The 13,831-nt window shown below is 68.8% G+C and carries 15 protein-coding genes; 7 read left to right on the top strand and 8 right to left on the bottom strand.

The genetic code is table 11. From position 1 onward, the window contains the following. Positions 1–7 precede the first annotated feature (7 nt). From ABD798_RS24780 to pepN, 3 genes are all read right to left on the bottom strand, one after another. Positions 8–865, bottom strand: a complete 858-nt coding sequence (locus ABD798_RS24780) for an NmrA family NAD(P)-binding protein (RefSeq protein WP_344879190.1) — start codon at positions 863–865, stop codon at positions 8–10. An 18-nt stretch (positions 866–883) separates the two neighbouring features. Continuing rightward, complete coding sequence (locus ABD798_RS24775) at positions 884–1,639, bottom strand: NAD(P)-binding domain-containing protein (RefSeq protein WP_344879187.1); 756 nt, start codon at positions 1,637–1,639, stop codon at positions 884–886. Between the two features lie 238 nt (positions 1,640–1,877). Further along, positions 1,878–4,379, bottom strand: a complete 2,502-nt coding sequence (pepN, locus tag ABD798_RS24770; protein ID WP_344879184.1) for an aminopeptidase N — start codon at positions 4,377–4,379, stop codon at positions 1,878–1,880. Between the two features lie 81 nt (positions 4,380–4,460). On the opposite strand from pepN, the gene ABD798_RS24765 reads away from it, so the two are divergent. Continuing rightward, complete coding sequence (locus ABD798_RS24765) at positions 4,461–5,258, top strand: alpha/beta hydrolase family protein (protein WP_344879180.1); 798 nt, start codon at positions 4,461–4,463, stop codon at positions 5,256–5,258. On the opposite strand, the gene ABD798_RS24760 is transcribed toward ABD798_RS24765, so the two are convergent. Then, the gene (locus ABD798_RS24760) at positions 5,247–5,666 is read right to left on the bottom strand and encodes a VOC family protein (protein WP_344879178.1); all 420 of its coding nucleotides are present in this window, start codon (positions 5,664–5,666) and stop codon (positions 5,247–5,249) included. The genes ABD798_RS24765 and ABD798_RS24760 overlap by 12 nt on opposite strands. 92 nt (positions 5,667–5,758) lie before the next feature. Here ABD798_RS24760 and ABD798_RS24755 point away from each other — a divergent pair, with 92 nt between their 5' ends. Next, the gene (locus ABD798_RS24755) at positions 5,759–6,340 is read left to right on the top strand and encodes a TetR/AcrR family transcriptional regulator (protein WP_344879175.1); all 582 of its coding nucleotides are present in this window, start codon (positions 5,759–5,761) and stop codon (positions 6,338–6,340) included. Between the two features lie 139 nt (positions 6,341–6,479). Continuing rightward, positions 6,480–7,247 (top strand): putative protein N(5)-glutamine methyltransferase, encoded by a 768-nt coding sequence (locus ABD798_RS24750; protein ID WP_344879172.1) that lies wholly within the window; start codon positions 6,480–6,482, stop codon positions 7,245–7,247. Positions 7,248–7,407: 160 nt separating this feature from the next. Here ABD798_RS24750 and ABD798_RS24745 read toward each other — a convergent pair whose 3' ends face one another. Together ABD798_RS24745 and ABD798_RS24740 are read right to left on the bottom strand one after the other, a co-directional pair. Next, positions 7,408–8,598 carry an ATP-binding protein gene (locus ABD798_RS24745; protein WP_344879169.1) on the bottom strand — a complete coding sequence of 397 codons (1,191 nt, stop codon included), beginning with the start codon at positions 8,596–8,598 and terminating at the stop codon, positions 7,408–7,410. A gap of 858 nt (positions 8,599–9,456) precedes the next feature. Beyond that, positions 9,457–9,909 carry a nuclear transport factor 2 family protein gene (locus ABD798_RS24740; protein ID WP_344879165.1) on the bottom strand — a complete coding sequence of 151 codons (453 nt, stop codon included), beginning with the start codon at positions 9,907–9,909 and terminating at the stop codon, positions 9,457–9,459. 34 nt (positions 9,910–9,943) lie between these two features. Here ABD798_RS24740 and ABD798_RS24735 point away from each other — a divergent pair, with 34 nt between their 5' ends. The 4 genes from ABD798_RS24735 to ABD798_RS24720 all read left to right on the top strand — a co-directional run bounded on the left by ABD798_RS24735 (position 9,944) and on the right by ABD798_RS24720 (position 12,834). Next, complete coding sequence (locus ABD798_RS24735; RefSeq protein ID WP_344879162.1) at positions 9,944–10,474, top strand: DinB family protein; 531 nt, start codon at positions 9,944–9,946, stop codon at positions 10,472–10,474. A 30-nt stretch (positions 10,475–10,504) separates the two neighbouring features. After that, the gene (locus ABD798_RS24730) at positions 10,505–10,894 is read left to right on the top strand and encodes a RidA family protein (protein WP_344879159.1); all 390 of its coding nucleotides are present in this window, start codon (positions 10,505–10,507) and stop codon (positions 10,892–10,894) included. A gap of 10 nt (positions 10,895–10,904) precedes the next feature. Then, positions 10,905–11,096 carry a hypothetical protein gene (locus tag ABD798_RS24725; RefSeq protein WP_344879155.1) on the top strand — a complete coding sequence of 64 codons (192 nt, stop codon included), beginning with the start codon at positions 10,905–10,907 and terminating at the stop codon, positions 11,094–11,096. A 187-nt stretch (positions 11,097–11,283) separates the two neighbouring features. Further along, positions 11,284–12,834, top strand: coding sequence for a class I adenylate-forming enzyme family protein (locus tag ABD798_RS24720; protein ID WP_344879152.1), 1,551 nt, complete (start codon positions 11,284–11,286; stop codon positions 12,832–12,834). Between the two features lie 82 nt (positions 12,835–12,916). Here the strand turns inward: ABD798_RS24720 and ABD798_RS24715 are convergent, their stop codons facing one another. Together ABD798_RS24715 and ABD798_RS24710 are read right to left on the bottom strand one after the other, a co-directional pair. Continuing rightward, positions 12,917–13,405 (bottom strand): SRPBCC family protein, encoded by a 489-nt coding sequence (locus ABD798_RS24715; protein ID WP_344879149.1) that lies wholly within the window; start codon positions 13,403–13,405, stop codon positions 12,917–12,919. Further along, the gene (locus ABD798_RS24710; RefSeq protein WP_344879147.1) at positions 13,402–13,776 is read right to left on the bottom strand and encodes an ArsR/SmtB family transcription factor; all 375 of its coding nucleotides are present in this window, start codon (positions 13,774–13,776) and stop codon (positions 13,402–13,404) included. The genes ABD798_RS24715 and ABD798_RS24710 overlap by 4 nt, the downstream gene beginning before the upstream one ends. Positions 13,777–13,831: the final 55 nt, after the last annotated feature.

The following is a 13,831-nucleotide window of genomic DNA, read 5'->3' as shown; positions in this document are numbered from 1 at the left end:
CCAGGGCTCAGGCGGCGAACTCGCGCGCGTGGTCGCGGGCCCAGTCCCGGAAGGACAGCGGCGCGGTCCCGATCAGCTCGGTGACGGTGGGGGAGACCAGCGCCGGCTGGCGTTCGAAGCCGTCCCAGGCGCCGAGCAGCCCGTCGGCGAACTCCACCGGCCACCCGTGGTCGATCATCCGCTGCCGCGCCGCGGCCGGGCTCAGCTCCTCGAAGCGCACGTCGCGGCCGATGACCTCGCCGATGATCCGCGCCTGCTCGGCCTGAGTGACCGGCTCCGGGCCGGTCAGCACGTAGCGCGCGCCCACGTGCCCGTCCTCCACCAGGACCTTCGCGGCGACCGCGGCGAGGTCGCGTTCGTGCACCACCGCGCGCGCCGCGCCGCCGTGGGCCTCGCGGACGGTGGAGCTGGCGCGGATCTCCTCGGCCCACCCGAGCGCGTTGGCGGCGAAGGTGCCCGCGCGCAGCATCGTCCACTCCGCCTTCGACGCCCGGATCGCGCGCTCGACGGTGAAGTGCAGTTGGTTGATCGGGTCGCTCTGCTCGTCGGCGCCGTCGTTCACGCCGAAGGAGGACAGGTAGACCAGCCGCCGCGTTCCGAGCGCCGCGACGGCCGCTTCGATGCCTTCCGGTGACAGGAACGGCCACATCAGGAACACCGCGCCGGTCCCGTCGGCGGCCTTGGTGAGGCTGGCGGTGTCGTGCAGGTCGCCCACGGCCAGCTCGACCCCGTCCGGCACCTCGGCCGTGGCGGCGTCGCGGACCAGTGCCCGGACGCCGACCCCGCGCTGCTGGAGCGCGCGCACCACGTTCCCGCCGACGTTGCCGGTCGCGCCGATCACCAGGACCTTGTCGTTGTCGCTCATGGTGATCACGCTAGAAACTCAACCGCGGTTGAGGTCAAGTCTCGTCAGCACCTTGTCCAAGCCCCGGCGCACCATCTCCGGCAGCCCGTCCGCGCGCAGCTCGGCCAGGAACTGCTCGTTGAGCCCGCCCGGCGTCATGTGCTTGCCCGTCAGCTCCGCCAGCGGCCCCGTGTGCTGCGCGAGGGACTGCCCGAGCTGGCCGAAGATGTGTGCGGTGTAAGCGGTCGCGGCTCCGGCCTCCACTCCGTGCTCGGTCATCCAGGCCGCGATCGCCGTGAGGTAGTCCAGGTGCGCGGCGAAAGTGGCCGTGGCCGCGCTGAAGACCTCCAACGCCTCTTCGGTGCTTGGTGTCAGCACTCCGCCGACCTGCGCGAACAGCTCGCGCGCGGCGGCGTGGTCGGGGTAGAGCACCGTCAAGCTCTGTCGGCGCGCGGCTTGGGGGAGGGGGATGGCACGCACCACCTGCGCGGGCGCGGTCCACACGCGCAGCTGCTCCAGGCGCACTCCGGCCAGCGCGCTGATCACCACGTGCTCCGCGCGGAAGTGCAGCTCGCCCAGTACCGCTTGGACGATGTCGGGCCGCACGGCGAGCACGACCGTGGTGGCGTTGTCGAGCACCTCCTGATTGCTGGCGCACACCTGCACGTGCTCGAAGCGCTCGGCCAGCTGCTGTGCGACGTGCCGTCCGCGCGGGGAGACGAAGACCGGCTTCGCCTCGCCCAAGCCTTCGACGATCGCCGCGGTGATCTCGCCCGTCCCGATGAACCCGTACACGGCGCTTCCTTCCAGCTGACGGTGCTAGAGCCTGTCCTGTAAGTGGTTGTGCTGTGTGTTCCGGTCACGGTGCCGCCGGGGTTGGGGTGTCTTCAAGACCACCAAACCCCCCTGTTGATCATCGCTAACCACCGCAAACCCCCGCGGCCTTGCAGGGGTTAGCTGTCGTTGGAGACGGCTGGGATGGGGGTTGGGTGGTCTTGAAGACCGGCGAACCTGACGACTTACAGGACAGGGCCTAGGCGTTCTGGGCGCGCAGCGTGCGCTTGAGCTCGTCACCGCATTCGAGCACCAGGCGCCGCAACCACCACGGGGGAGCGGCCTCGGCGAGGTAAGCCTCCGTGCTGGCCAAGGTCTCCTCCGACACCGCCGAGGACGGGTAGCCCGCCTTCGCCAGCACACGCGTCAGCTCGGTCGGCCACACCTCCGACACCGCCCGCAACGCCGCGAAGTACTCCTGCGCGTAGGGCGCCAGCACCTGGGCGTCCGCGACATCCTGGAAGCCGTCGAGCGTCGAGCGCAGGATCTCGTTCGACAGCTCGCCCGACACCACGCGCTCCCACGCCGCAGCCTTCGCGGTCGCCACGGCCGCACGGCACTCCGCGGCACTGCGCTCACCACTGGCGGTCGCATCGCGCTGAAGCTCAGCATCGATCTCCGCTTCACCCGCGCGCCCGTGCACGACCAAGCGCCGCAGCAACGACCAGCGCAGATCGGTGTCCACGGTCAATCCGTCCAGCACAGTCGACCCGTCGAGCAGCCCGGCCACGACGTCCAACTGCTCGGCCGAACACGCCACCGACGCGAAGGACTGCACGTAGGCCAACTGCTCCTCACCACCGGCCTCAGCGGCACGCGCCAAGCGCAGCACCCCGTCGGCCAACGCGCCCACGACCTCGGCCCGCGTGGACGGCGAGGTGTACTGCTGCGCGGCAGAACGCGCCTGATTGAGCAGCGTCCGCAGGATCGACACACCAACCGACGGCGCCCCGGAAAGCACCAACCGCACGTAGTCGCGCGCGGAAAGATCAGCGTCGCGAGTCATGTCCCACGCGATCGTCCAGCACACCGCCTGCGGCAGCGGATCGGCGAACTCACCGATCCCGCCGAGCATCGCCGCCAGCGACTCGTCGTCGAAGCGGATCTTGGCGTAGGTGAGGTCGTCGTCGTTGAGCAGCACCAGCTCCGGCCGCGCCACCCCGACCAGCTCCGCGACCTCGGTGCGCTCGCCGGAGATCTCCAGCTCCACCCGCCGCTGCCGATGTCCCTTGTCGTACAAGCCGATCGCGATCCGGTGCGGCCGCAACGTCGGGTAGTCCACGGGCGCCGTCTGCACGATGGCGAAGGAGCTGAACCGGCCTTCACCGTCGACAGTGAACTCCGGGCGCAGCGTGTTCGGCCCCGAGGTGCGCAGCCACAGATCGGCCCACGTCGACAGATCCCGCCCGGACTTCTCCTCCACCGCGCGCAGCAGATCCGCCAACGTCGTGTTGCCCCAGGCGTGCCGCTGGAAGTACAGGCGCAGGCCCGCCAGGAAGTCCTCCAGGCCGATCGAGGACACCAGCTGCTTCAGCACCGAAGCGCCCTTGTGGTAGGTGATCGCGTCGAAGTTCACCTCCATCGAGGTGATGTCCACGATGTCGGCCACCACCGGGTGCGTGGAGGGGAACTGGTCGGCCTGGTAGGCCAATCCCTTGTAGCGGTCGGCGAAACTGGCCCACCCGTTGTCCCACCGCGTCGCCGACACCAGCGCCAGCGACGCCGCGTAGGTCGCGAAGGACTCGTTGAGCCACAGGTCGTCCCACCACCGCATCGTCACGAGGTCGCCGAACCACATGTGCGCCATCTCGTGCAGGATCGTGGTCGCCCGGCGCTCGTAGTCGGCATCGGTGACCTTCGAGCGGAAGACGTACTGCTCGCGGAAGGTCACGCAGCCGGGGTTCTCCATCGCCCCGAAGTTGAACTCCGGCACGAACACCTGGTCGTACTTGCCGAAGGGGTAGCGCATCTCGAAGGCGCCCTCGTAGAAGCCGAACCCGCGCCGCGTCACGTCGAAGATCGCCTCGGCGTCCAAGTGCTCGGCCAGCGAGGCCCGGCACAGCAGCCGCAGGGGAATGCGCCCGTCGTAGTCCTCATCGGCCACCACGTGGTACGGCCCCGCGCACACCGCCGCGAGGTAGGTGGAGATCCGCTCGGAGGCCGGGAAGCTCCACCGCCGAGTCGCACCTTCGGTGGAGGCCGAAGAAACGGCGGTGTTGCTGACGACCTCCCAGTGCGCGGGCGCGGTGACGGTGAACGCGAACGCGGCCTTGAGGTCCGGCTGGTCGAAGCAGGCGAACACCCGCTGCGCGTCGGCGGTGGCGAACTGGCTGTAGAGGTAGACCTCGCCGTCGGCCGGATCGGTGAAGCGGTGCAGGCCCTGCCCGGAGCGCGAGTACGCGCAGTCCGCGACCACGCGCAGCTCGTTGTCCTCGGCCAGCCCCGTCAGCGGGATGCGCCCCTTCTCCGCGTCGTAGAGCGCGGGGTCCACGGGGGAGCCGTTCAACGTCACCTCGCGCACCACCGCGTCGGCGAGGTCGCAGAACACCTCGCCACCGCTCTCCGAGCTGCGAAAGCGCGCCACCGTCGTGGAGGAGAAGCGCTCCGGACCGGTGGTCAGGTCCAGTTCGACCGCGTAGGAGTCGACGGTGAGCAGACGGGAGCGCTCCAGCGCTTCGTCCCGCGTCAGATTTCCAGCCATCCCAGCACCCTAATCGGGGCGGCCGTTGCGCTGACGGCGGAACCTGAACCGATCGCGCACTCGCGCTCCTACGGTGGCCGCATGACGACTCCGATCACGGGCACCGCGGCGGGCGTGCCGTTCACCGCGCTCGGCCCGGCCGACGGCGGCCCCGCGCCGCTGATCATCACCTGGCACATGCTCGACGCACCGCGCTCGGACCCGGCCTTCGCCGCGGCGCTGCCGATGCACGGCCTGCCCGCGTGGCGAGTGCACCTCGGAATGCCGATGTGCGGGGCGCGCATGGTCAACGGCTCCATGGACGCGGCCCTGGAGCTGGTGCACAAGGACCCGCTCATGGCCTACCTGCACCCCTTCGTCGAGCAGGCCGTGAGCGAGTTCCCGGCCGCACTCGCCTCGATCCGCGAGCAACTGCCCGTGGGCGAGGGCCCGATCGGCGTGCTGGGCGGCTCCCTCGGCGGCGCCGTCGCGCTGCGCGTGCTCGCCGACACCCAGACGCCGATCTTCGCCGGAGCAGTGGTGAACGCCGCGATCCGCATGCGCTCGGTCGTCGAGCTGTTCCCCGGCGAGTACCCCTACGACGCCGCCTCCACCAAGGCAGTGGACAGCCTGGACTTCCTCGCCAAGACAGACGTCCTGGCCGAGCGCGCGCCGCTGCTGGTCGTCAGCGGCGAGCAGGACCACCCCGGGCTGCGCGCCGACGCGCTCACCCTCACCGAGGCGATGGGGGAGCGCGCGGAGCTGCTGTCGATCCCCGGCATGGCGCACCCGCTCGCCGAGGAACCCGGCATCGAGCCGGCCCCGCAGCTGCCGCACGCCCGCGCCGTCGACGACGGTCTCATCGCGTGGTTCGGCCGCCACCTGCGGTCACTGGGGTAAGGCCTCCGCGCTGTACTGCTCGACGAACTCCCCGGTCGGCGGGATCGGGGTGATCACGTCGATCAGCACGCCGTTGGGGTCGGCGACGATGAAGTGCCGCTGGCCGAACGCCTCGCTGCGCAGCGACCGCGCCAGCGGCAGGCCCGCCCCGGTGACCAGGCGCTCGTACTCGGCGTCCACGTCGTCGACCTCGAAGTTCAGCAGCAGTCCGGCCACCGGGGCGCCATAGCCGTCGGGAATGGTCGGGTGCGCGGGGTCGAGCACCGCGAGCTCGTAGCCGTCGAGCTGGAGGCTGATGTACCAGTCCGCCTCGAAGGTCACCTCGAAGCCGAAGTGCTCCACGTAGAAGTCCCGCGTCTCGGTCAGCTTGGTCGTCATGATCACCGGATAGGTGCTGGTGAGAGCCATGGTGTCCGCCTCTGATCGACAATACCGACTGTCGGTATGTATTATCGACCATAAGAAACCGACCGACGGTATGTCAACAGGGGGCGCCACCCATGGCCACCAAGCGCGAACAACGCGAACAGACCAGCGCCGCACTGCGCACCACCGCACGCCGCCTCTTCGCCGAACACGGCTACGCCCACGTCGGCCTGGAAACCATCGCCCAAGCCGCCGGCGTCACCAAAGGCGCCCTCTACCACCACTTCAGCAGCAAAGCCGTCCTCTTCCGCCAGGTCCTCGCCGACGTCCAGAACGAAGTGGGGGAGCAGGTCCAACACGCCGCAGAAGCCCAACCCGACCCCTGGACCTACCTCGTCGAAGGCTGCCGCGCCTTCCTCACCGCCAGCACCCACCCCGACATCCAACGCATCATGCTCATCGACGGCCCCTCCGTCCTCGGCTGGAACGACTGGCGCGCACTCGACGAACAGTCCTCGGCCCGCCTGCTCACCGAAGCCCTCACCACCCTCATCGACGCAGGCACCATCCCGCGCCAACCCGTCGAACCCGCCGCCCGCCTGCTCTCCGGCGCCATGAACGAAGCCGCACTCTGGCTCGCCCAGTCCGGCAACACCGACGCCGACCGCGACGCCACCATGACCGCGCTCACCCGCATGCTCACCTCGCTCAAGTAGAGTGACGCCCGACCGATCGCCAGCACCCGCGAGGGAGGTGGGAACCCATGTCCGCACCAGCAGGACGGGCGCTCACCCCCACCCCCACGCCCTAGGGGACACGCGAGCGCCCGTGGGACACCCCCGAAAGGCACTCCGCATGTCACACCAAGCGATCACCACCCGGCTCCGCGCGGCAGGATGCGTCTTCGCCGAAGACGAAGCACACCTGCTCACCACCGCCGCGACCGACACCACCCACCTCGACACCATGGTCGAGCAACGCGTCTCCGGACTCCCACTCGAACACATCCTCGGATGGGCCGAGTTCCACGGACTCCGCATCACCGTCACACCCGGCGTCTTCGTCCCCCGACGCCGCACCTCACACCTCGTCAACCACGCGATCCCACTGCTGCGCCCAGGCGCCGTCGTCCTCGACCTCTGCTGCGGCTCCGGAGCACTCGGCGCGGCACTCGCGACCGCCGAACCCCGCATCCACCTCCACGCCGCAGACATCGAACCCACCGCCACCGCCTGCGCCCACCACAACATCACCCCGCACGGGGGAGCGGTCCACCACGGCGACCTCTACGACGCCCTGCCCAGCGCACTGCGCGGCCGCGTCGACCTCATCGTCGCCAACGCCCCCTACGTCCCCACCAACGCCCTCGCGCTCATGCCACCCGAAGCACGAGACCACGAACCCCGCGTCGCACTCGACGGCGGCACCGACGGACTCGCCCTCCACCGCCGCATCACCGCCGAAGCGCCCCACTGGCTCGCCCCCGGCGGCCACCTGATCATCGAAACCAGCCGACGCCAAGCCCCCCACACCGCCGAAGCCTTCACCGCCAACGGTTTCCACCCCGCCACCCACCACGACGACGACCTCGGCGCCACCCTCGTCCACGGCACCCGCCCCTAGCCGCCCGTCCGGCCAGTCACGCGCCCCAACCCCAGCGCCGCCGGGGTTCGCCAGTCTTCAAGACCACCAAACCCCCTTCTCGATCATCGCCAACCGCCACAAACCCCGAGACCCACAGGACAAGGCCGAGCCGCCCCGAACCAGGGGAGGGGTGGCGGGGCTAGACGAGCTTCTCGATGCGGCCCTTGATCACGATGTACGGCGGCAACAGGGGATCGCGGAACCGGTAGCGAAAACGCCGAGACGTCCCGATCCGCTGCAGAATCCCACCCCGCGACCCCTCCGACGAGAAGTTCTTCAAGTGCACCGCGAACGCCGGGATGTCATACGCCTTCCCCGTGATCAACCGCAACTTCTCCCGCACATCAGGGGCACCGAAAGACCCCAGATCGTCCTTCTCCGCCACCGCGCACGCCAACAACACCTCCTTGTACAACGTCTCCCGATTGCTCTGCGTCGCCCGGTGATACCGCTCCCGCACACTCTGCGACGCCGCGTCCAACGCATCGGTCAACGCGTCCTCGAAGTCCGCCCGCTTCACCAGCTCCCGCCCGGCCTCCAACGCCCGCGTCGTCCCGTACTGCCCCAACAGGTGCGTGTAGTGCGGCAACCCCTGCGACATCTCCGCCACCGCGTCCACGAACTTCGGCTGCGCCTGCATCGACAACGCCCGCACACCCCGCCGCACGATCTCCCGCAACTCCTCGTCGGTCATCCGCGGCATCTGCACCTGCACCAACGACCGCTGGATCGACGCGTGCTCACTCACCAACTCGTCCACCGTGTCCGCGACACCCACCAGCACCACGGTCGCCTCGATCGACCGATCCGCCAGGATCTTGATCGTGTCCGCGATCAACGTCCGCACCCGCTGATCCCTCGGCCGGTCGAACTCGTCGATCAACACCACGATCGACACGCTCTCGCACAACATCGCCAGCACCCGCACCACCGAGTGCGGCGTCACCCGCCCCGGCAACAGATCCGTCCCCGACTGGAGCACGCGCCGCGCCGAGTGCCCGAACCCCATCCGACCCTCCTGCGTCAGGATCGGGATCTGCTCGAACACCCCCGTCCAGATCGACTTGAAGCTGTCCTCGGAATTGCACACGTAGTACGGCGCCACCACCGAGTCCGGCAACAGGTTCTGCGTCACCCGGGCCAACGACGTCTTCCCGACCCCGCGCTCCCCGTAGATCAACGCGTGCTGGCCCCGCTGCGCCGCCACCCCCGTCAACGTCCGCAACTGCGACTTCCGCCCGGCGAACAGATCCCGGTCCATGATCGGAGCCGCCGGGCTGAACGCCCGCCCGACCGCACCCGCCCGCTCCACGTACTCGACCTCGTCCACGGTGATCGCCTCCGACCGGTCGTGGTACCCCGAACCCCCGACTATCCCGAACCATGATCAGCGTCCAGGTTCGTTCCGGTCACGGTTCACACCCGGCTGAACACGGGGGACAGGCACGCGGTTCCCGCCAGGCGTCGTCAGCATGACGCTCCGATCACGAGGCCCCCTCACATCAACCGGGCGGGAACGCCCCGTCGCCAGTGCACGGGGTCTCATGTCAGCGAGCAGCCGCAGAAGCTGTCTGGACAACGAGCGCCACGCGTACTTCAAGGATTGAGGTGAGGGAGTGCCATCTGGGCTCCACGGGAGACCCTGGAACGCCTAGTTGACATAATGTAGATTATCGGCGTTTTGCCGACCTGCGAGAACGGTGTCCGAGAGGGGCCGCAGAACGCTTGGTGCAGCCAGGATTCTTCTGGGCTCGCAGCTCGCTGACGCTACGTGCGCCGCTGTTGTGACGCATCGCCGTCGCGCCGTGAACGCCGCCGGTTGTCTCGCTGCCATGGCGCGCAGCGGGGCCCTGGGGCAGCCAACGCCCCGGAGGGCCTCAAGGGGCTCGCCCACCGGCGTCCGGACACCTTCCCTCATTTCGTCACAGTGACGCATATGGGCATGGTGTCCGGGCGCCGACATGGAAGCGCGCATGTGCGCCCAAGCGAATTGAGGGACGATTCTCCCTCTCCCCGAGCGGGATTAGTGGAAATCGACCAAACCCCATCCGCAAGTGGTGGATAACAGTAATTATCCACCAAACTGGCAACGGTGGTTACTGTCCTGAGCGGCGGACAAAGCTTTGATGAGATCGCGAATGCGCGGGATGCCCACGGCGGTGAACGAATACGGCTCGTCGAGCGCGGATCAGGCGGGTGAACTGGCGCCTGGCGGGAGGCGGTCGATGTCGAAGGACGTGGAGATCTCGCGGTAGGTGATGCGCCAGATGCCGTTGCGGCGGGTGTAGACGTCGCGGTAGGTGCCGCCGCCGCGGACCCAAGAGCCGTCGGGGAACTGGACGGAGACTTCGGCGTCGGACTCGCCGCTGGCGCGGTCGCCGTCGAGGGTGATGACGAGGTTGGCGGTCCAGTGGTGCATCTGTTGGTACTTCTGCCATTCGGCCTTGATGCCGGTGCGGATGGCGTCGAGTCCGTCGTGGCGGCGGCCGGGTGTGGGCGCCCAGACGGCGTCCTCGTGCCAGATGGCGGTGAAGCGGCGCAGGTCCTGCTTGTCGGCGCCGTGGCAGTACTCGTGCACGAGCCGCTGGATGGCCAGCTCGCTCTCGACGCGGTCGAGCCGGTCGGCCAGGTCTTCTGTCATACCGGCGACTCTAGGCGGGTCTAGCCTCGGCGGAATGGCGAATGAGGTGTGGGGGCTCGACGGTGTTGCCCGATCGTGGCCGAAGGAGCTCGCTGCGGACGAGTTGCGGTTGCAGTGGGAGTTCTTGGCGTTCTTGCGCGCCACTGCGGTGAACAAGGTGGTGGGTGCGACGCCGGAGCAGGCTGCGGCGACGCCGTGGCCGACGTCGCCGTTGATGAGCTTGTTGGGCGTGGTGAAGCATTTGACCGCTGTGGAGCGGTTCTGGCTGTCGCGTGTCGGTGGTGGGTTGGACGTGCCGTTGTTGTGGGACTCGGAGGACGAGTGCGCGGAGTTCCGGCTCTCCCCCGCTGACACTCCCGAGGCGGTGTTGTCGGCGTATCAGGCGGAGTGGGTGCGCTCGGAGGAGGCGTTGGCTGGGTTGGGTCCGGATGATCTGGCGTTGCGCGAGGTCGGTGGGGACCGGACGGTGCGGTGGATCTTGGCGCACGTGGTGCAGGAGACGGCTCGGCACGTGGGGCACCTGGATGTGTTGCGGGAGTTCGCTGACGGGTTGGTCGGCGAGTAATCCGGTTGCTGTCGGCGGCAGGATCGTGGCATGGGTGTTGAGCTTGTTCGTGGTGTGAAGCTGAGTGATGTGGCCGAGTACGCGTACGCGTCGGTGGCGCGGGGTGTGGTGTTCACGGCGGGTGCGTGTCCGTTGGACGCTTCGGGCGAGACGGTCGCGGTCGGCGATTTCGCGGGGCAGGCGCGGCAGGTGATGGAGAACCTGGAGGTGGCGCTGCGGGCCGCGGGTTCGTCGTTGGGGCAGGTGGCGAAGTCGACGGTGTACGTGCGGTCGTCGGAACAGGCGGATCTGGTGGCGGTGTGGGAGGTCGTGCGCGCGGCGTTCGGTGATCACGATGCGCCGAGCACGTTGTTGGGTGTCGCGGCGCTCGGTTACAACGACCAGCTGGTCGAGGTTGAGGCTGTCGCCGTTCGGGGCTGAGGGGTCTCCGGTGGAGGTCTTCCTGCTCTGGCACGTTCGGCACGCCAGGAACCTGGACGACTCGGTCGATCACGTCGACGCTGACGGTGAGCTGGCCTGTGACGACGAGGAGGGCGATGACCTGAAGCTCCTCGGCGTCTGCTCGTCGGAGCGGCGTGCTCGTGAGCGGATCGAGCGCGCGGGGGCTGCCTGGTTTCGCTGATGAGCCCGACTGCTTCTTCACGATCTGGCGCGGGGTGGGCAATGGGTAGTTCGTGGGTGCGTCGACGGCTGTCGTCTGTGCGCGGAGTAATTACCTGCCGGTAACGGAATGTGATGAGCGGGTGTGGGCGGTACCGGTCCTGACGTAGCGTCGCTGGCCTTATCCCCTGCTGGACCAGGGAGGACCTGTGACCGCCTCCGCGTTGCACCCGCTCTCCCGCGTGCTGGAGTTCACCGCGCGTGGTTGGTGGGGGCCGGAGACGGTGGACGGGTTGTTCCGTCGGCAGGTGCGGGAGCGGCCGGGTGCGTTGGCGGTGGTGGACTCCCCCGAGAAGGCGGAGCTGACGGGGATCGCGTCGCACCGGTGGAGCTGGGCGCGGTTGCACGTGGAGGTGGACCGGCTGGCGGCGCTGTTGCAGCGCAATGGTGTGGGGCCGGGCGACATCGTGGGTGTGCAGTTGCCGGGCTGTGTGGAGCTGGTGGCGACGTTCCTCGCGGTGGTGCGCTTGGGGGGCGTGGTGTGTCCGTTGCCGGTGCGGTATCGGGAGTACGAGCTGCGGGCGTTGTTGCCTTTGGCGGGTGTGCGGACGTTGGTGACGGCGACGCGGATCGGTGGGCGGCGGCACGCGGAGGTGGCGCGTCAGGCGTGTGGTGACGCGGTGACCGTGCTGGCGTTCGGGCCGAAGGTGCCGCGTCGGGTGGTGAGTGTGGATGGGGCGGAGCGGGCGGTCGCGCGTGCGGGGTATGAGGCCGATCCGAACCACTGTGTGTCGATCTGTTGGACGTCGGGGACGGAGGGCACGCCGAAGGCGGTTCCTCGGGCGCACTACGACTGGTTGGCGATTGCGCGCGCGTGTGCCGGTGCGGTGGCGTTGACGGCGGACGATGTGATCGTGAGTGCGTTTCCGCTGGTCAACGTGGCGGGGATCGCTGGGGCGGTGTTGCCGTGGTTGTTGTCGGGGTGTCGGTTGGTCGCGGGGCAGCCGGTCGATCTGGTGCGTCAGGTCTCGGTGGAGCACGTGACGTGCGCGGTGTTGCCGCCCGCGTTGGTGGCGTCGTTGGTGCGGCGGGAGTTGCCGTCGTTGCGGGCGGTGGTGGGTTCGGGGTCGCTGTCCCCCGCTGTGGTGCGGGAGTGGCAGGAGCGGCGTGGTGTGCCGGTGGTGAGTTTTTTCGGCTCGTGCGAGGGCACGGTGCTGTTCAGCACGGCGGCGGATGTCGCTGATCCGGAGGCGCGGGCGCGGTTGTTCCCGCGTGGGGCGTTGCGGATGCGTTTGGTGGATCCGGTGTCGGAGCGGGAGATCACCGAGTCGGGGCGTGTGGGTGAGCTGCGGGTGGCGGGTCCGACGGTGTTTCCGGGTTATCTGTTGGGCACCGGTGATGATCCGTTCGATGAGCTGGGGTTTCTGCGGACGGGTGATCTGTTCGAGTTCGCCGGGCCGTTCCTGCGCTACGTCGACCGCGTGCGGGATGTGATCGTGCGGGACGGGGTGCGGGTGGTGCCGTCGGAGGTGGAGTCGGCGTTGGCGGAGCACCCGTCGGTCGTGGAGGCAGCAGTGGTGGCGTCGCCGGAGGGTGAGGTGTGCGCGTTCGTGGTGGGGCGCTCCCCTGGTGTGGAGGAGTTGGGTTCGTTCGTGCGGGGTCGTGGTGTGGTGGTGCCGGATCGGTTCGAGGTGGTCGACGCTCTCCCCCGCACCTTCGCGGGCACGTTGGTGCGGCGGGAGCTGCGTCGTCGTCTCTAGGGCGGTGCGGGTTTGCCGTCGTTGGAGACCGTGCGGGCGGGGGTTCGCGGGTCTTGAAGACTGGTGAACCGCGGTGGGTGGTTCAGAGGTCGGTGAGGAGTTCGTCGAGCTTCTGGTAGCCCTCGACGACGCCGGTCTCCATGCCGCTGGCGATCATGGCGTCGCGGGCTTCCATGGTGTCGACGACGGAGAGGCCGACGACGCGGCTGCGGCCGTCGCCGAGGTCCTCGAAGGTCATGGTCTCCAGGCTGACGCCGTCGGGGTAGCCGTCGTAGGTGAAGGTCTGGACGAGGCGTTCGCCGTCGCGGACCTCGTGGAAGGAGCCGTAGAAGGAGGCTAGGACCTCGCCGTTGCGGGAGTTGGTGAAGCGGTAGTTGCCGCCGGTGCTGGCGTTCCAGTCCTGGATCTCGGTGGTGACGCTGCGGGGGCCGATCCACTTGGCGTAGAGCTCGGGGTCGGTGTAGGCGCGGAAGACCTTGGCGGCGGGGGCGTCGAACTCGCGGGTGATGCGGATGGTGGGCAGGTCGGGGTCGGCCTCGATGGTGGTCTCGTTGCGGGTCGTGGTCGTCATGACGCTGCTCCTTCTTCGCGTGTGTCCTGGGTGTCGGTGTCGTCCATGGCCGCCAGGAGGGCGTCGAGGCGGGTGAACCGCTCTTCGGCCTGGCGGCGGTAGCGCTCGATCCACTTGGTCATGAGGTCGAACACCTCCGCTTCGAGGTGGCACGGCCGTTTCTGGGCGTCGCGGCTGCGGCTGACCAGTCCGGCGTCCTCCAGGACCTTGAGGTGCTTGGAGACCGCCTGGGTGGAGACCTCGTACGGTTCGGCCAGCTCGCCCACGGTCGCGTCGGCGAGGGAGAGCCGGGCGACGATGTCGCGGCGGATGGGGTCCGACAGTGCCGCGAAGACCCGGTTGAGCCTGTCGTCCGGTTGGGGCGCGGTCATCGGGTCACCTCCAGCTCGTTTGCAACCATTTGGTTGAGCAAGACTGTACGAGCGG

This window comes from Allokutzneria multivorans (assembly GCF_039537405.1).
Classification (GTDB): Bacteria; Actinomycetota; Actinomycetes; order Mycobacteriales; family Pseudonocardiaceae; genus Allokutzneria; species Allokutzneria multivorans.
Note: the sequence above shows the minus strand (reverse complement) of the source record. Positions and strands in the feature narration are given on the sequence as shown.